Annotated in this window: 18 protein-coding genes; 12 read left to right on the plus strand and 6 right to left on the minus strand. The window is 33.9% G+C overall.

What is annotated here, in order from left to right:
* Both F9279_RS21340 and solA read left to right on the plus strand, forming a co-directional pair.
* Nucleotides 1–1,044, plus strand: a 1,044-nt coding sequence (locus F9279_RS21340) for a sensor histidine kinase (RefSeq protein ID WP_152116218.1), incomplete at its 5' end; no start/stop codon positions are given.
* Nucleotides 1,045–1,082: 38 nt separating this feature from the next.
* Entirely contained in the window at nucleotides 1,083–2,210 is a 1,128-nt protein-coding gene (gene solA, locus F9279_RS21345) for an N-methyl-L-tryptophan oxidase (RefSeq protein ID WP_152116219.1), read from the plus strand.
* 17 nt (nucleotides 2,211–2,227) lie between these two features.
* Here solA and F9279_RS21350 read toward each other — a convergent pair whose 3' ends face one another.
* Nucleotides 2,228–2,704: a hypothetical protein gene (locus F9279_RS21350; RefSeq protein ID WP_152116220.1), complete on the minus strand. Its 477-nt coding sequence runs from the start codon at nucleotides 2,702–2,704 to the stop codon at nucleotides 2,228–2,230.
* Nucleotides 2,705–3,005: 301 nt separating this feature from the next.
* On the opposite strand from F9279_RS21350, the gene F9279_RS21355 reads away from it, so the two are divergent.
* The 4 genes from F9279_RS21355 to F9279_RS21370 all read left to right on the plus strand — a co-directional run bounded on the left by F9279_RS21355 (nucleotide 3,006) and on the right by F9279_RS21370 (nucleotide 6,573).
* Nucleotides 3,006–4,208 carry a PLP-dependent aminotransferase family protein gene (locus F9279_RS21355; protein ID WP_152116221.1) on the plus strand — a complete coding sequence of 401 codons (1,203 nt, stop codon included), beginning with the start codon at nucleotides 3,006–3,008 and terminating at the stop codon, nucleotides 4,206–4,208.
* A 218-nt stretch (nucleotides 4,209–4,426) separates the two neighbouring features.
* Nucleotides 4,427–4,960, plus strand: coding sequence for an NADPH-dependent FMN reductase (locus F9279_RS21360; RefSeq protein WP_152116222.1), 534 nt, complete (start codon nucleotides 4,427–4,429; stop codon nucleotides 4,958–4,960).
* A 157-nt stretch (nucleotides 4,961–5,117) separates the two neighbouring features.
* On the plus strand, nucleotides 5,118–5,714 hold the full coding sequence (locus F9279_RS21365; protein ID WP_152116223.1) for a nitroreductase family protein: 597 nt from the start codon (nucleotides 5,118–5,120) through the stop codon (nucleotides 5,712–5,714).
* A gap of 121 nt (nucleotides 5,715–5,835) precedes the next feature.
* Nucleotides 5,836–6,573: a DsbA family oxidoreductase gene (locus tag F9279_RS21370; protein WP_152116224.1), complete on the plus strand. Its 738-nt coding sequence runs from the start codon at nucleotides 5,836–5,838 to the stop codon at nucleotides 6,571–6,573.
* Between the two features lie 66 nt (nucleotides 6,574–6,639).
* On the opposite strand, the gene F9279_RS21375 is transcribed toward F9279_RS21370, so the two are convergent.
* On the minus strand, nucleotides 6,640–7,116 hold the full coding sequence (locus tag F9279_RS21375; protein ID WP_152116225.1) for a CBO0543 family protein: 477 nt from the start codon (nucleotides 7,114–7,116) through the stop codon (nucleotides 6,640–6,642).
* Nucleotides 7,109–7,633, minus strand: coding sequence for a CBO0543 family protein (locus F9279_RS21380; RefSeq protein ID WP_226793803.1), 525 nt, complete (start codon nucleotides 7,631–7,633; stop codon nucleotides 7,109–7,111). The genes F9279_RS21375 and F9279_RS21380 overlap by 8 nt, the downstream gene beginning before the upstream one ends.
* A gap of 248 nt (nucleotides 7,634–7,881) precedes the next feature.
* On the opposite strand from F9279_RS21380, the gene F9279_RS21385 reads away from it, so the two are divergent.
* Both F9279_RS21385 and F9279_RS21390 read left to right on the plus strand, forming a co-directional pair.
* The gene (locus F9279_RS21385; RefSeq protein WP_152116227.1) at nucleotides 7,882–8,595 is read left to right on the plus strand and encodes a GntR family transcriptional regulator; all 714 of its coding nucleotides are present in this window, start codon (nucleotides 7,882–7,884) and stop codon (nucleotides 8,593–8,595) included.
* A gap of 168 nt (nucleotides 8,596–8,763) precedes the next feature.
* A complete protein-coding gene (locus tag F9279_RS21390; RefSeq protein ID WP_152116228.1) occupies nucleotides 8,764–9,519 on the plus strand; it encodes a MerR family transcriptional regulator in 756 nt (251 codons plus the stop codon).
* A 57-nt stretch (nucleotides 9,520–9,576) separates the two neighbouring features.
* On the opposite strand, the gene F9279_RS21395 is transcribed toward F9279_RS21390, so the two are convergent.
* Nucleotides 9,577–10,242 carry a GntR family transcriptional regulator gene (locus F9279_RS21395; RefSeq protein WP_193224663.1) on the minus strand — a complete coding sequence of 222 codons (666 nt, stop codon included), beginning with the start codon at nucleotides 10,240–10,242 and terminating at the stop codon, nucleotides 9,577–9,579.
* A gap of 129 nt (nucleotides 10,243–10,371) precedes the next feature.
* On the opposite strand from F9279_RS21395, the gene F9279_RS21400 reads away from it, so the two are divergent.
* The 4 genes from F9279_RS21400 (at nucleotide 10,372) to F9279_RS26020 (ending at nucleotide 13,791) form a co-directional block, all read left to right on the plus strand.
* Nucleotides 10,372–10,698: a metal-sensitive transcriptional regulator gene (locus F9279_RS21400; protein ID WP_152116230.1), complete on the plus strand. Its 327-nt coding sequence runs from the start codon at nucleotides 10,372–10,374 to the stop codon at nucleotides 10,696–10,698.
* An 11-nt stretch (nucleotides 10,699–10,709) separates the two neighbouring features.
* Nucleotides 10,710–10,922, plus strand: a complete 213-nt coding sequence (gene copZ / locus F9279_RS21405) for a copper chaperone CopZ (protein WP_152116231.1) — start codon at nucleotides 10,710–10,712, stop codon at nucleotides 10,920–10,922.
* A gap of 197 nt (nucleotides 10,923–11,119) precedes the next feature.
* Nucleotides 11,120–13,549, plus strand: a complete 2,430-nt coding sequence (locus tag F9279_RS21410) for a heavy metal translocating P-type ATPase (protein ID WP_152116232.1) — start codon at nucleotides 11,120–11,122, stop codon at nucleotides 13,547–13,549.
* A 116-nt stretch (nucleotides 13,550–13,665) separates the two neighbouring features.
* Nucleotides 13,666–13,791, plus strand: coding sequence for a hypothetical protein (locus F9279_RS26020; RefSeq protein WP_264298275.1), 126 nt, complete (start codon nucleotides 13,666–13,668; stop codon nucleotides 13,789–13,791).
* 73 nt (nucleotides 13,792–13,864) lie between these two features.
* On the opposite strand, the gene F9279_RS21415 is transcribed toward F9279_RS26020, so the two are convergent.
* A complete protein-coding gene (locus F9279_RS21415; protein WP_152116233.1) occupies nucleotides 13,865–14,731 on the minus strand; it encodes an aldo/keto reductase in 867 nt (288 codons plus the stop codon).
* Between the two features lie 135 nt (nucleotides 14,732–14,866).
* Nucleotides 14,867–16,321, minus strand: a complete 1,455-nt coding sequence (gene katA / locus F9279_RS21420) for a catalase KatA (protein ID WP_152116234.1) — start codon at nucleotides 16,319–16,321, stop codon at nucleotides 14,867–14,869.
* Between the last annotated feature and the right edge of the window lie 213 nt (nucleotides 16,322–16,534).

A 16,534-nucleotide genomic window follows, 5' to 3' on the forward strand; every position in this document is an offset into this window, starting at 1 on the left:
CTCGTCAAAAGTTATAGTAAAAAAATGGATGTTTACTACCTTCGTTTTAATGTTTTCGTTCTTTCTCTTTTTGAGGGAAAAACAAAAACAGAAAATTCAAAACTTATTTATGCGACATTAGTGGTTATTTTAGCTTTTATTATTTCAAGACAAATTGAAAATGTTTATTTAAAAGACTTCTTATCCACTTTTTCATTATGCACATTCTTATTGTTTATTACAGGATATATCAATTTCCTTCCTGGTACAGGAGCGTTGTTTAGTAGTTTGGGTGTAATCATTTTCTCTGTTATTATCGTATTTTCTTTTGTGAGAATGCATACGGTGATGACAGTCAATTATAATCGCTTAATTGAGCATCAAAAAAAATTAGATAATGCTGGAAGTCTGACAGCAAGCTTAGTGCACGAAGTAAAAAATACATTACAAATTGTTAATGGGTATTCCAAATTATTAAGTGAATATCCGTTATCACCAGATGCTACTAGAATGAATGGAATGATCTTTGATGCATCTGTTCAGCTTAATGATCTTCTATTGAATTATTCTAAATATATGAAGAGTAAATCGGTAGAATTTAAAATAGTAGATTTAAATGATGTGATGAATGATGCTATCTATTTATCAAGGGAATTTACAAAGTACAATGATGTGGATATTGAATTTAATAGTAAATACAAATCGTTAAAAACCTATGCTAATGATACCTATCTAAAGCAAGTATTCGTGAACTTAATAAAAAATAGTGCGGAGGCAATTGATAGGATAAGTGATAAACGAAAAATTACCATTCAAACAGATATTCAAATGGATAGAATATTGATTGATTTTTATGATACGGGTAAGGGGATTAAACAAGAGCACTGGGAAGGTATCTTTAATCCCTTTCATTCCACCAAGAAAGAGGGATTAGGACTAGGATTGCCATTCGTTAAAAACATCGTATTAGAACATCGGGGAGAGATTAAAGTAGTGAATAGTTGTCCAGAAGGCACACATATTCACATTATCCTTCCACAATATTCATTCAGTTCTATTGATTAGGGAAGGAAAATTGAATCGCAGAGAGGTAGGAGAAAAGGATGGACTATGATGTAATAATAGTTGGAGCAGGTTCTATGGGAATGGCAGCAGGCTACTATTTATCACTAGCAGGAAAGAAAGTACTTTTACTAGACTCTAATAATCCTCCCCATGATAAGGGAAGTCATCATGGAGAAACAAGAATTATTAGACATGCCTATGGGGAAGGGGAAGAGTATGTTCCTTTAGCACTACAGTCACAAAAGTTATGGTATGAATTAGAAAAAGAGACAGGTAAACAGCTGTTTTTGAAAACAGGGGTATTAAATGTAGGGAAAGAATCTTCTAACTTTATGCAAAATATTATTTCGAGCTCTAAACGATTTTCTCTACCAATAGAGGTGATGAATGCTGAAGCTATTAAGGAACGTTGGCCAGGTATGGAGATACCAACTGATTTTATCGGTTGCTATGAATCCACATCTGGTGTTCTGCGTTGTGAAGACTGTCTAAAGGCATATCGTGAATTGGCAATCACAAATGGAGCAACATTGAGAACAAATAGTAGGGTCACTTCTTTATCTGTAACGGAAGAAAGAGCTACTGTTTCAACAGAATCTCATTCTTTTACTGCTAAATCGTTAATTATTGCCGTAGGTGCATGGTCCAATCAATTACTATCCATGATAGACTTGGAATTGCCTCTCACCCCAGTACGAAAAACATTTGCTTGGTTTGGCGTTGATGAAGAGTTATACGGAGAAGAGAATTTTCCAGCTTTCTCGTTTGAAACCTCCAATGGTCAATATTATGGGTTTCCAAGCATTCAAAGGGCCGGCCTAAAATTAGGAAGACATGATGGTGGGAATACCATTAATCCAGATCAAGAAATGGCTCCTTTTGAAGAAGTGAGGGAAGATCAAGCAGATCTAACTCAATTTTTAAGTAATTACATGCCTTTCACAAAAGAGCTTTTGTATGGAAAAACATGTACATATACATTAACACCAGATGAAGATTTTATAGTAGATTTACATCCAAAATACCCTAACGTAGCAATCGCTGCGGGTTTTTCTGGGCATGGTTTTAAATTTAGTAGTGCAATAGGAAAGATTTTAAGTGAGTTAGTTATAGATAGAAAAACAAAAGCAGATATAGGACTATTTGCTATGAAACGTTTTAATTAGAAAAAAGAGAAATCCCTTTATACCAGAGATTTCTCTTTTCTATTTGTAGGTAAGGAATCAATGATAAATCTTTGATACAAATAATTTAGGAAAGCAACAAATAAACTAAGAAAAAACAACTGCATTCTACTCATATTTTTCATTTTATATATATTAAATTTTTCAGCTAGTGTAGTTAAAGGGTATGCAAACAGATAGTCAGAAACAATATTACTAACAACATATAGCCATAATTTTTGGTATGTTAACTTAAATATCCATTGATTTAAAGGAAGAAATAATCCAAAAACAAAAGTAAGATCAGTAGCCAATTTAGGAACTAAAGGAGTTTTTACCTTCCACCACTTATAGCTTTTAGCAAATTCACTAATTATAGCAATTAATAAGGAACTGAAAACAGAAGTGGGTAGATACTTTTTAAATGATTGCTTCCCTAAAACAAAAAAAGTTAGCCAAGGGCCAAAGAGTAATATTAACATTTTCCAGTTTTTCATTATAACTATAATCCTCCTAAACCAAAATAATGGTTTCCAATACCTATAATGTTTCCATCATAATGTATTTTATCCGCCTTCATAAATGAATAGAGGAAATTGTCCGAAATGAGAAAGTAGTATAAACGAAAAAACATTTATTAGTTCGGAATGATATTAAATGAATGTTGAAAAAAATTTTACTATAGGGAGTAACAGCCTTAGTACTATAATGACCTTTTCCTAAACAAAAAGTTAGATTAAGGAATTTAGAAAAATGTATAATTATTCTATTGATAGTATAAAGAAAAGGGGGAAGAAAATGAAATATCAATTTGCAAATAGAATGGAAAGAGTAAAGCCCTCTGCTATTAGAGAGCTATTAAAATTAGGTGCAGATCCCAATGTGATTTCCTTTGGTGGTGGTTATCCAGATCCAGAATTATTCCCAGTTAACCAATTAAGAACAATATACGATGAGGTATTACAGCAACAAGGAAAGTTAGCATTGCAATATACGGGTACTGAAGGGTTATTAGAATTAAGAGAAAAACTAGTAGATAGAGTAAGAAAAATCGGTATTGAATGTAAGCTAGAAAACTTATTTATTATTCAAGGAGGACAACAAGGATTAGATTTAGCTGCAAAAGCATTTGTTGATAGAGGGGATATAATTATAACGGAAAACCCTACTTTTTTAGGTGCACTGGCTGCTTTTAATCCATACGAACCTGAATATATAGGTGTCTCAATGGACGAAGAAGGAATGATTATGGAGGAATTGGAAGAGGTATTAACTAATTATTCAAACGTTAAACTAATTTATACAGTTCCAGAATTTCAAAACCCCACTGGTGTAACAATGAGTTTCGAACGTAGAAAGAAACTAGTGGAATTGGCTAATACCTATAATGTTATGATAATAGAGGATAGCCCATATCGTGAAATAAGATATGAGGGAGAACATATTCCTTCTATAAAAAGCTTAGATACAGAAGGACGAGTTATTCATATTGGTAGCTTTTCTAAGATACTTAGCCCAGGACTCCGACTAGGTTGGTTAATAGCAGAAAGTGATTTAGCAGAAAAATTAAGCTTATTAAAAATGGCTTCTGATACTCAAAACTCTACATTAAATATGTATGTAGTTAATAGATATATGGAGAAATATGACTTAGATGCACATATTGAAAACATTCGCTCTACTTATAAAAGGAAAAAAGAAATTATGTTTCAGATATTAGAAAATACTTTTCCGAAAGAAATAACTTTTACCAAGTCTAAAGGAGGCCTATTTACTTGGCTTACGTTTCCTCAGCAAGTTGATACAGCAGAACTTATGCAGAAGCATAGCTTACCAGAAGCAAAAGTTGCATATGTTCCAGGGGAGAGCTTCTTCTCTAATAATCCAGAGCGAAATCATTGCAGATTAAATTATTCTTATATGCCAGAAGAGAAAATTATAAAAGGAATAACGGACTTAGGAATAATAGCTAGCAGGTATATTCTATTAGATTGTTTGTAATAAGGCGTTATTAAATAATAGAATTTCCAAGCACGCTAACTAACGAATTATAGCATCGTAGCTTACATAGATTGTTAACAATATTCTAAGTATGTGTGATAGTCACTTATTTTTCATAACTTTTTAGTTTAAAGTAAGTCAAAATTCTTGCAATTAAATTATCTCGGTATTAGGATAATATTGTAATGCGAATTTAGAATATTCTGGAGGGAAGCAAAATGAAAATCGGTATTATTTTAGGAAGCACGAGACCAGGAAGAGTTAGTCCACAGGTAGGTACTTGGGTAAAAGAAATCGCGGATAAACGCGGAGATGCACAATATGAAATTGTTGATATTGCAGATTATAAGTTACCATTCTTAGGAGCTACAGAAGGAGCAGAAAATATTGCTGCATGGAATGAAAAGCTTGCTAGTTTAGATGGATTTGTTTTCATTGTTGCAGAATACAACCATAGTATTACGGGAGCTCTAAAAAATGCATTAGATTTAGCACGAGAAGCTTGGAACAATAAAGCAGCAGGTATTGTAAGCTATGGTTCTACAGGTGGAGCACGTGCTGCTGAACATTTACGAGGAATCTTAGGTGAACTTCAAATTGCTGATGTTCGTGTTCATCCAACCCTTTCTTTATTTACTGATTTTGTTAATGGATCTGAATTTAAGCCAGCTTCCCTTCATTTAGATAATGTAAATGCTATGCTTGATCAAGTGGTTTCTTGGAGTACTGCTTTAAAAACAATTCGCGGATAAGAATATGACTACATAAGAGTAGAGTAGATGTTTGCTCTACTCTTTTTTAAATTTGTGATTAACCAAACCATTTTATATGAAAAGTAAAAAAGAAGTATCTTTATTTTGGAAATGGGTATTATAGTAAAGTAAACAAACAAAATGGAGGTTTTTTTAGATGAGTGCATTTTTTGAAGCAATAAAGAAAAGACGTTCTTACTATGGTATTAGTAAAGAACAGGTAGTAGCAGATGAGAAAATTCAAGAGATCATCAATGAAGCTGTTCTACACACACCATCTTCTTTTAACGCTCAAAGTACACGTGTTGTTTTATTATTGAATGAAGAACATGATAAAGTTTGGAATATTACAGCAAGAGAGCTTCGCAAGATTGTACCAGAAGAAAACTTTGCTTCAACAGAGGAAAAGCTAAACTCCTTTAAAGCTGGTTATGGTACTGTTTTATTTTTTGAAGACCAAGAAGTCATTGAAGGGTTACAGAAGAACTTTGCATTATATGCAGAAAACTTTCCTGTATGGGCAAACCAAACAAACGCTATGCATCAACTAGTAATTTGGACAGCTTTAGAGGAAGTTGGATTTGGTGCATCTTTACAACACTACAATCCTATTATTGATGAATCAGTACAAGAAGAATGGAGCTTACCTTCTACATGGAAGCTTATTGCACAAATGCCTTTTGGTAAACCAACAGCAGAACCAGGCGACAAAGAATTTAAACCATTAGAAGATCGTGTGAAAATTTTTAAATAAGATGAAAAACTCCTGTATGGGAGTTTTTTATTTGAATTACATAAAGTAGGAGAGCAAATTATAAGTATAATCTCTGCTTATATGCTAGGATAAATAGGATGAAAAAAAGGATGGTGTAAAGATGAAAATTGAAGTATGGTCAGATTATGTTTGTCCATTTTGTTATATTGGGAAACGTCGATTAGAAGAGGCTTTAGCACAATTCCCTCACAGAGATAAAGTAGAGGTGGAGTTTAAAAGTTTTGAATTAGATCCAAATGCAAACCTTTACTCTGGTCAAAGTATCCATGAAGCTTTAGCAGTAAAATATCGCATGAGTGTAGAAGAAGCAAAAAGAGCAAATGAGAATGTTGGAATGCAAGCAGCAAGTGTTGGCTTAACATTTAATTTTGATGAGATGAAACCTACAAATACATTCGATGCTCACCGCTTAACTAAATACGCTGCAACAGTTGGCAAAGAAAAACAATTAACAGAGAAATTGTTGAATGCATACTTTACTGAATCAATGTTAGTTAGTGACCAAGATACACTAATTGAAATTGGTAAATCTGTAGGGTTAGAGGAAGAAGCACAACGAAACGTACTTCAAGATAAGACTATGTATGCGAACGATGTAAGAATAGATGAGTCTATTGCTAGTCAAATTGGAGTAACAGGAGTGCCTTTTTTTGTTATTAATCAAAAATATTCCATCTCAGGAGCCCAACCAACTGATACATTCTTACGTGCCCTGCAGCAAGTATGGCAGGAAGAAAATCAAACTATCACTCCCTTTCAAGATTTAGCGAGTGGGGATACTAATGAAGAAATGATTTGTACAGATGATGGCTGTGCTATACCAGACAAGAATAATTAAGGGGAGAAAGAAGTGATAGTGCCAAGCCTATTACTTCTTTTTTGTTGAATCTTAAATACAGAAGGGTTAAGAAGGTGTTTTCAACCCTTTTCTAAACCAGTAAGTAAATCTTCTAATAAGAAATAGGACAATGAAATCGGATAGTACTCCAAGAAACCAATTCCAATGCAAGATCTTATATAAATCGCTAGTAATACCTAATACTAATATATAAGTGGCTATACCTATGGAAAATATCAAGTAGTATCCAAACTTAAATAGCAAATTAGTATTTACTGGATACCAAAGATTGAAGAAAACTCCTATTGTAGGAAAAAACAAATAGTGAAGTGAAAAACTCATTTTTGTAGCATACTTAAACTCACGAAAGGGAAATTCTATCCATCCAAACACTAACTGAAGATATTCAAATACCCATGCAATAGCCTGTCCAAATAGAAAAGTAATATGCGCATATTTTCTACTTCTTTTAGGTACAAGAAATAATAGAGAAAACAAAGCAATCATCCACGAGCAAGTGAGAATAATAATATCTTTATTCATGATTCACAACCTTTTTTAAATCCTTTTTAAACCAAAGGTAGTAACGATGATTAAGAAACAGTGCGATGTTTACAGATACAAAGGTCCAGTACCACTTCCACTGATGATAGTCCACTAACTTAGTAGTATGCTCTAAAAGAGCCTCCAAAGATGTGAAGAATCCAGTAAAACAAACATAATAGAGAAGGCTGAAGCCTATTCTTTTAGGATGATAAAGACTAAAGAAGGTGGAAATAATAGGGAATAGAAAGAATTCAAAGAAAAAACTACTCTGATTATATTCATTTACATTGGGAAAGAGTTGAATAGGGTAATTAATCCACTCCATTTCGACAACGAGTAGTCCTGCTGGCCAAGTAATCATTTGAAGAGACAGAAATAGTAAGCAAGCATCCCTCATTTTGTCTTTTGGGATTAGTTTCCACACAAGTAGTAAAGATATGATGATGATAGCGACCAGTATCCATCTTTCCATAATCATAAATAGCTTCCCTTTCTTTTTTTGTAGCTTTCCCACTGTAATAAAAATAATTCCTGTTAATTAAGTTGCTTGTTTAAGGAATTTGGTAAGTGACTGTAATTGTATATACTAATTTATTGTAAATGATTATAAAATAAACTGGTTTCCAAATATGTCTATTGGTAAAGTATAGACTTTTAAATATATATGTTTATAATTAAATGTTATAAGGTAATGCATAGAAAAGGGTTGCAACCATTTACATGATTTGATGATATTTTTGACAGAATAAGGGTGGTTCAGATATGAATAAATATGAAGCTATTGCTATAGAAGTAAAACGAAGAATTAAAGAGAATTTTTATTCTTTGGAACAACCTATACCTGATGAAATCTCTTTATCGAAAGAGTTCTCTTGCAGTAGAATGACAATGAAAAGGGCATTAGATAAACTAGTAATGGAAGGCCTTCTTTATCGAAAAAGAGGACATGGAACTTTCATTGTTCAATCAGCGTTACATGCAAGCAGAGTGAATGTCTTAACAAATGAAATTACAGGCTTATCTAAGCTACTTCAAGGAGAGAAGATTGATAGTAAAATTATTAAGTTTGAGGTTCATTTTCCATCAGACGAAGTAGCAGCGCATTTAGCGATAGATGTGAAAACACCTGTCTATTACTTAATTCGTTTACGTAGTGTGAAGGACGAGCCTTATGTTTTAGAGATAACCTATATGCCGACTACTGTCATTACAGGATTAAATGACAATGTGCTTTATGGTTCGGTTTATGAGCATATAACAAAAACTTTAGGATTAACCATTGCAGGATCTCATCGCAAAATTAGAGCCTGTAAATCAACAGAACTAGATATGGAACATTTGGAGTGTAAGGAAGATGATCCTATTTTAGAAGTCGAACATGTTGGTTATTTAAATAACGGAGTACCATTTGAGTATTCTTTTTCTCGCCATCGATATGACAAGTTTGAAGTAACAACAGTTAATTTAAGTAGATAAAGAATAAAAAGCAATCATTACTATTTGGTAATGATTGTTTTTTTTTGAAGAATGTAAACAGTTTTTTGAGATTCAACATGTTTTTCGATTTAATCAAAAATCATGATAGAAACCTCTTTACATTAACGTAACGTAAACGTTTATGCTAAAGGGGTAGGAGGTGGGAAAATGGAATATACCATTCAAGAATTGGGGAATTTAGCTAGCATCAGTACAAGAACTATACGCTATTATGATGAAATTGAGCTATTGAAGCCCGCAAGAATTAATTCGTCGGGCTACCGTATATATGGTCAGCAAGAAGTAGACACATTACAACAGATTCTTTTTTATCGCGAACTAGGGGTATCATTAGAAGAGATTAAAAAGATTATTTATTCACCATCATTTAACGTAAAGATTGCATTAAAGGAGCATTATCAAAAACTTCTAGAAAAAAGAGCACAGCTAGATCAATTAATAACAAATGTAAGAAATTCAATAGATACAGTAGAGGGGAGAAATAGGATGACTAATAAAGATAAGTTTAAAGGGTTTAAGCAAAGTTTAATAGAGGAAAATGAGGAGAAATATGGAAAAGAGATTAGAGAAAAATATGGAGAAGAGACCATTAATCAATCGAATGCAAAATTAATGAATATGTCTGAAGAAGATTACTTGAAGATGACAGAAATAGAAAATACGCTCTTTGCCGTGCTAATAGAGGCAATGGAAACTCGTAATCCTGCATCACCACTTGCTCAGAAAGCGGCTGACTTGCATAAACAGTGGTTATCTTTTACATGGCAGAATTATAGTAAAGAAGCGCATGCGGGTCTTGCAGGCATGTATGTAGAAGACGAGCGTTTTACTGCTTATTATGATAAGAAAAAGGCAGGAGCTGCTTTATTTTTAAGAGATGCTATTATGGTATATACTCAATAAGGATTAATAAGTACCAGAGTGGAGGATAGAATAGGGGATGTTGAGATGGTATACTCCCTATTCATCCTTTAATTCCTTATTCTCTGTAAGATAGTGTGCTAAGCTTAACCAATTTTTTTCTAATAAAGTTGGTAACTCTTCTTTTTTCCCCGATAGGATATAATCTATTATGCTATTATGCTGCTCCACAGAGGATAATCCATCTAGCGAATTAAATTTTAATAATTCAAGTCTTCTAATTTTTGGTAAAAGTCCATTTAAAGTAGTGATTATTTCAGGATTATTTGCTGCTTCTAAAATGACATAGTGAAATTGGTCATCACTTTTAATCGCATTAAGTCTGTCCTTACGTTGAACTGCTTCTAATAGCTCCTTATTATACTCCTGCATGAAACGGACATGCTGCTCTGTTAAGTGTGGTGCAGCAAGCTTTGCAGCCAAAGCATGAAGCGAGGCAACAATGACAAATGCATGCTGTGCTTGAGCTTGATCAATAAGGCTAACGGTAGTTTCAGATCCAGGAGAAGTTACAATGAGTCCATCATCCTCCAATTTTTTCAGAGCTTCTCTTACAGGAGTTCTACTCACACCAAACTGTTCTGCTAGTAACTTATCATTAATTCTTTCACCAGGCTTTAGTTCTAATTGAATAATAGCTGCTTTCAATTGGTCATAAATTTGTTCTCTTAAAGATAGACGGGTAATTTGTGAAATATTCTTCATGTAAATAATATATCATATTCTGGCTATATTAGGGATAAACAGGAAATTTATGAAATGGAATATATGGCAGTAGACAAATATACCTTACAGGGGTATACTATAAATATTCATTAGTATGGGGGTGCACGGTTGGAAGATAATAATTTAGAATTAGCTTGCCATATTCAACCTAATGAGAGGAAAAGTCATCATTCAGATAAAGTAAAGCAAAATTTAGTATCTCGCTTAAATCGAATTGAAGGTCAAATAAGAGGTATTAAAGGGCTAATAGATAAAGACACTTATTGTGATGATGTAATCACACAAATTTCTGCCACACAATCTGCTCTAAACAGTGTAGCAAAGATCTTATTAGAAGGTCATTTGAAAAACTGTGTAGTAGATCGGATTCAAGAAGGGGATATGGAAGTTTTAGATGAAGTACTTGTAACAATCCAAAAATTAATGAAAAAGTAGGAGTGATTAATATGGAAAAAGCAACTTTAAAAGTAGAAGGTATGTCTTGTAATCATTGTGTAAAAGCAGTAGAAGGTAGTGTAGGGGAACTTGCAGGTGTGTCTGAAGTAAAAGTAAACTTAGGCGAAGGTTTAGTAGATGTGGAATTTGATGCAAGTAAAGTAGTAATAGCTTCGATTAAAGAAGCTATCGAGGATCAAGGTTACGAAGTTAAATATAAATAAGCAAGTGTATGGAGAATAGGAAAGTTACAGATGGAATAGCAGAAAAGTTTCCTTTAGGAAATTAAAGTTTCTTTCCATACTGCTAATTTTAGAAATCTTGTAGTTTTCTCGTTTGGTTATTCAAAAAATGTGCATAAGCTTGCACATTTTTTTTCAAATAAATATACCCCATATAGGTATAAGGAGTTGTGAATGCTATGTCAGAGGAAAGAGTCTTAAAACAAAGTTCAAAGATGAAAGAGCAAAGCTTTGAGATTGTAGGAATGACTTGTGCAGCATGTGCAAACCGCATAGAAGCGGGACTTAATAAAATGAACGGTGTGACTGAAACAACTGTAAATGTAGCCTTAGAAAAAGCAACTGTAAAATATAAAGAAGATCAAGTTAAGATAGAGGATATTCAAGGAAAAGTAGAAGAATTAGGATATGGTGTCTTAAAAGAGAAGGTAGAATTAGATGTAACAGGAATGACGTGTGCAACATGTGCAAGTCGTATTGAAAAAGGTCTAAATAAAATGTCAGGAATTGATACTGCAACCGTGAATCTTGCATTAGAAAAAGCAACTATAGTGTTCAATCCATCATTAGTTTCTTCTAAGCAAATAGTAGGGAGGATTGAAAAATTAGGGTATGGGGCTTTTATTAAAACAGATCAAAAGGAAGGAAATAAAAGAGAGAAAGAACAGAAGAAGCAACAGATAAAATTTTTCTTGTCTTTAATCCTTTCTTTACCCCTTCTATGGACGATGGTAGGGCATTTTTCTTTTACTTCTTTTCTCTATGTTCCCGATATATTAATGAATCCTTGGATGCAGATGGCACTTGCAACACCTGTACAATTTATTATAGGTTGGCAATTCTATGTGGGAGCTTACAAAGCACTGAGAAATGCAAGTGCTAATATGGATGTCCTTGTTGCATTAGGAACATCCGCTGCTTATTTTTATAGTGTATATTTAGCTTTTCAATCCATAAATCATTCCACTCATTCAGTAGGTTTATATTTCGAGACCAGTGCTATTCTAATAACATTGATTTTATTAGGAAAACTATTTGAAACGAAAGCAAAAGGAAAATCATCGGATGCCATTAAAAAGCTAATGGGATTACAAGCAAAAAAAGCAATGGTTATAAGACATGGGAAAGAACTGGAACTACCAATAGAAGAAGTAGTAGTAGGAGATACATTGATTGTAAAACCTGGTGAAAGAATACCTGTTGATGGTGTGATTGTGAGAGGACAATCAGCAATGGATGAATCGATGCTGACAGGTGAAAGTATTCCGGTGGATAAGAAAATAGGGGATGTTGCCATTGGAGCGACTATTAATAAAAATGGTCATTTGCAAATAAAAGCGCAAAAGATAGGAAAAGACACTGCTCTTGCGCAAATTATAAGGGTTGTAGAAGAAGCACAAGGAACTAAAGCACCCATTCAACGTTTAGCAGATAAAATTTCTGGAATTTTTGTTCCAATAGTAGTTAGTATCGCTTTATTAACATTTCTCATTTGGTATTTCTTCCTTACCCCATATAACTTTGCAGAAAGTCTTGAAAAACTGATAGCTGTATTGGTTATTGCCTGTCCATGTGCATTAGGTCTTGCTACACCAACATCTATTATGGCAGGATCAGGAAGAGCAGCAGAATATGGAATACTGTTTAAAGGTGGAGAGCATTTAGAGCTAACTCATAAGCTAGATACCATATTGTTAGATAAAACTGGAACTGTTACGAATGGAAAACCAACTCTTACGGATGTATTCACTGATTGGGAGGAAAGAGAATTTTTAACTTATGTGGCTTCTGCCGAGAAAAATTCAGAGCACCCTCTCGCTCAAGGCATGCTTGATGGAATTAAAGCAAGAGGTATAGAATGGCCAGAAGCAGACCAGTTTGAAGCTATTCCTGGGCATGGCATTAAAGCTAATGTAAATGGCAAGGAAGTTATGGTAGGAACTAGAGGATTGATGCTTTCTCATTCTATAGAAATAAAAAAAGTTATACCAAAGATGGAAGAGATAGAACAACAAGGGAAGACAGCAATGCTTGTTAGTATAGACAAGAAATATGCAGGTATGGTGGCAGTAGCTGATTCCATTAAAGAAACATCTAGAGTGGCTATCAAAAGATTAAAAAATATGGGCTTAAATATAGTCATGATAACAGGTGATAATATTCAAACGGCAAAAGCAATTGCAAAAGAAGCTGGAATTGATACTGTCATAGCTGAAGTTCTTCCAGAACATAAAGCTGAAGAGGTGAAAAAGCTTCAATCACAAGGAAGGAAAGTAGCAATGGTAGGAGATGGTATTAACGATGCTCCTGCGCTTGCAATTGCAGATATTGGCATGGCAATAGGTACAGGAACTGATATTGCTATGGAAGCAGCAGATATTACGTTAATAAGAGGAGATTTACATGCTATAGCAGATAGTATCTTATTAAGTCAGAAGACGATAGTTAATATCAAGCAAAATCTTTTCTGGGCTTTTGGTTATAACGTCCTTGGTATTCCTCTTGCAGCTCTAGGATTACTAGCTCCATGGCTTGCGGGTGCTGCTATGGCTTTTAGTTCCGTATCTGTTGTATTAAATGCACTTCGTTTACAAAGAGTAAAGATTTAATAGGATTACTATAAAGTAAATAATACCTTTTGATTTAATCATCATAATATAACCAGCTTTATCTCATACTAGAAAGGTACGGAAAGGAAAAGAACTTTTTTCGGAGGTAGATGAAGATGACAAAACAAAAAAAATCAGAAGTAAACAATCAATGGGCAGGAACAAACAATGAGGTAACAAGTAAAAAGCAAAACAAAACTGCTACCGATAATCAATGGACTTCTGCTAATAAGAAGTCTTAAGTAAAGAGGTAAAATGGTATTAGGTTATAAAAAGAAGCTAAGAATATTTTATTCTTAGCTTCTTTCCATAGAATTATTGAATCTTTGCTGCTTCTTGCATGGCTTTAAATTTTTCTTGATCATCTGGGTTGCCAAAGCTTCTTTCGTTCGTATCAATAGAAGTGATTATATTTATATCTTCCTTATCTAATTGAAAGTCGAAAAGAGCAGCATTTTCAATCATACGATGTTCATGAACTGATTTAGGTATGATAATGGTGTCTCTTTCTAAATGCCATCTTAAAATAACTTGCGCCACTGTTTTTTGATGCTTTTGAGCAATTTCTTTTAGAGCGGGTAATTCAAATAAACCATTTCTACCTTGTCCTAGTGGAGCCCATGCTTCATGTGCGATTTGATGTTGTAACATATATGTACGTAATTCTTCTTGTTGAAAGAGAGGATGTGTTTCTACTTGGTTAATCATAGGTTTAATGCGTGCGGTTTTATTTAACTGTTCAAGATGATGGATTTGAAAATTACATACGCCAATCGCACGAATTAATCCTTCTTCGTATAAGTCCTCCATTGCACGCCATGTTTCTTCTATACCAGGAGCAGCCCAATGAATAAGATATAAGTCTAAGTAATCTAACTGCAGTTTCCTTAATGATTCTTGAAAAGCTTTCTTTGTTTCTTCATAGCCGTGGTCAGTGACCCAAACTTTTGTCGTAATAAATAATTCTTCTCTAGGAATACCAGCAGTCTTAATAGCCTTTCCTACATATTCTTCATTTTCATATCTAGTCGCTGTATCAATGGAGCGGTAGCCATTTTTAATGGCGGTAACTACACTTCTTTCACATTCCTCTTCGTCTTTTACTAGAAAGACACCGTATCCTAAGTAGGGGATTTCTACACCATTACTTAGTTTTTTCGTACTGTTAACTGTTAAAGTCATCTCTTTCACCTCATTAATGAATTTAAGTTTCTATCATAAGGGTATCGTTTTTCCCTAAAGATATCAAATGGTAAGATTCAATGAAAAAAGGTAGGTAACTCCTTTTGGAGAGCTACCTACCTTTAGTAGAATGTATTATTTTACTTCTTCAGGAACGCTAAGTCCTAAACCTTCAGCAATCTTTGTTCCATACTCAGGATCAGCTTTATAGAAGTGAGCGATTTGACGTAATTTAATTTCTTCTAATTGTACTAGCTTCATAGATCCAACGATATTAGCAACTAATCTCTCGCGCTCTTCTGTGGATAGTAAGCGATATAAATCACCAGCTTGAGTGTAATGATCGTTATGGTCATATGCTACACTATCTGCAACTCCACTTACTGCAAAAGCAGTAGTTTTAGCTTCAGGAGCCTCTGTTGGGCCTCCAAAACTATTAGGCTCATAATAAACGGAACCTCCACCATTTCCATCGAAACGCATTTGGCCATCACGTTGATTATTATGAACAGGGCATTTCGGTCGATTAATTGGTAGTGCATTATGGTTAGCACCTACACGATAGCGATGAGCATCACTATATGCAAATAGGCGACCTTGAAGCATTTTATCTGGTGATACCTCTACACCAGGTACTAATGTTCCAGGAGAGAAGGTTGCTTGTTCTACTTCTGCAAAATAGTTTTCTGGATTACGATCAAGTACCATACGACCAACTTCAATTAATGGATAATCTTTTTGAGACCATACTTTTGTTACATCAAATGGATCCCATTTGTATGTGTCCGCATCCTCTAAAGGCATGATCTGTACAGATAATTTCCATGAAGGATATTCACCATTTTCAATTGCTCTAAACAAATCCTCTGTATGATAATCAGGGTTGTCACCAGCGATTTGACCTGCTAAATCAACATCAAGGTTTTTAACTCCTTGTTCTGTTTTAAAGTGGTATTTTACCCAAACTCCATCTCCATCTTCATTTACCCATTTAAATGTATGGCTTCCAAACCCATGCATATGACGCAATGTTGCAGGAATTCCACGGTCAGACATTAAAATAGTTACTTGATGTAGAGATTCTGGAGAATGAGACCAGAAATCCCATACAGCAGTTGGATTTTTCAAATGAGTTCTTGGATCTCTTTTCTGTGTATGAATAAAATCAGGGAACTTAATAGCATCACGAATAAAGAATACAGGTGTGTTATTCCCTACAATATCGTAGTTTCCTTCTTCTGTATAAAATTTCACAGCAAATCCACGTGGATCACGAACAGTATCAGCAGAACCTAATTCACCAGCAACTGTAGAAAAACGAATAAACATAGGAGTTCTTTTTCCTACTTCTGATAAGAAATTAGCTTTTGTGTATTTTGTTAAATCATTTGTTACTTCAAAATATCCATGTGCTCCTGCACCTTTAGCATGAACAACACGTTCAGGTACACGTTCTCTATTAAAATGAGCTAATTTTTCCAGTAAGTGTACATCCTGAATTAATGTAGGTCCACGATATCCTGCAGTCATAGAATTTTGGTTATCACCAACAGGTGCTCCCCAGCTGGTTGTTAATCGATTATTTGACATATAAAAAATCACCTCATAGTTTTCTTGTTTGTTATATGTCTATTATAATATCATCTTTAATTAAAAAATCAATACTATTTTATAATTATTATAAATAAAAAGAATGATAATTAGAGAGATTTGTCAAAAAAAAGAGGAATAAAAGCTGTTATAGCAAGAGATTGGGTGCTGTTAAGGATTAGATAGAATGAGGGGAATAGATAGCTAATGGAT

Source organism: Bacillus sp. B1-b2 (genome assembly GCF_009183415.1).
Classification (GTDB): domain Bacteria; phylum Bacillota; class Bacilli; order Bacillales; family Cytobacillaceae; genus Niallia.

Bases quoted from the DNA above. Each gene is read 5' to 3' on its own strand.
- solA (WP_152116219.1), top strand. From the start codon at position 1,083: ATGGACTATGATGTAATAATAGTTGGAGCAGGTTCTATGGGAATGGCA.
- F9279_RS21350 (WP_152116220.1), bottom strand. From the start codon at position 2,704: ATGAAAAACTGGAAAATGTTAATATTACTCTTTGGCCCTTGGCTAACT.
- F9279_RS21355 (WP_152116221.1), top strand. From the start codon at position 3,006: ATGAAATATCAATTTGCAAATAGAATGGAAAGAGTAAAGCCCTCTGCT.
- F9279_RS21360 (WP_152116222.1), top strand. From the start codon at position 4,427: ATGAAAATCGGTATTATTTTAGGAAGCACGAGACCAGGAAGAGTTAGT.
- F9279_RS21365 (WP_152116223.1), top strand. From the start codon at position 5,118: ATGAGTGCATTTTTTGAAGCAATAAAGAAAAGACGTTCTTACTATGGT.
- F9279_RS21370 (WP_152116224.1), top strand. From the start codon at position 5,836: ATGAAAATTGAAGTATGGTCAGATTATGTTTGTCCATTTTGTTATATT.
- F9279_RS21375 (WP_152116225.1), bottom strand. From the start codon at position 7,116: ATGAATAAAGATATTATTATTCTCACTTGCTCGTGGATGATTGCTTTG.
- F9279_RS21385 (WP_152116227.1), top strand. From the start codon at position 7,882: ATGAATAAATATGAAGCTATTGCTATAGAAGTAAAACGAAGAATTAAA.
- F9279_RS21390 (WP_152116228.1), top strand. From the start codon at position 8,764: ATGGAATATACCATTCAAGAATTGGGGAATTTAGCTAGCATCAGTACA.
- F9279_RS21395 (WP_193224663.1), bottom strand. From the start codon at position 10,242: ATGAAGAATATTTCACAAATTACCCGTCTATCTTTAAGAGAACAAATT.
- copZ (WP_152116231.1), top strand. From the start codon at position 10,710: ATGGAAAAAGCAACTTTAAAAGTAGAAGGTATGTCTTGTAATCATTGT.
- F9279_RS21410 (WP_152116232.1), top strand. From the start codon at position 11,120: ATGTCAGAGGAAAGAGTCTTAAAACAAAGTTCAAAGATGAAAGAGCAA.
- F9279_RS26020 (WP_264298275.1), top strand. From the start codon at position 13,666: ATGACAAAACAAAAAAAATCAGAAGTAAACAATCAATGGGCAGGAACA.
- F9279_RS21415 (WP_152116233.1), bottom strand. From the start codon at position 14,731: ATGACTTTAACAGTTAACAGTACGAAAAAACTAAGTAATGGTGTAGAA.
- katA (WP_152116234.1), bottom strand. From the start codon at position 16,321: ATGTCAAATAATCGATTAACAACCAGCTGGGGAGCACCTGTTGGTGAT.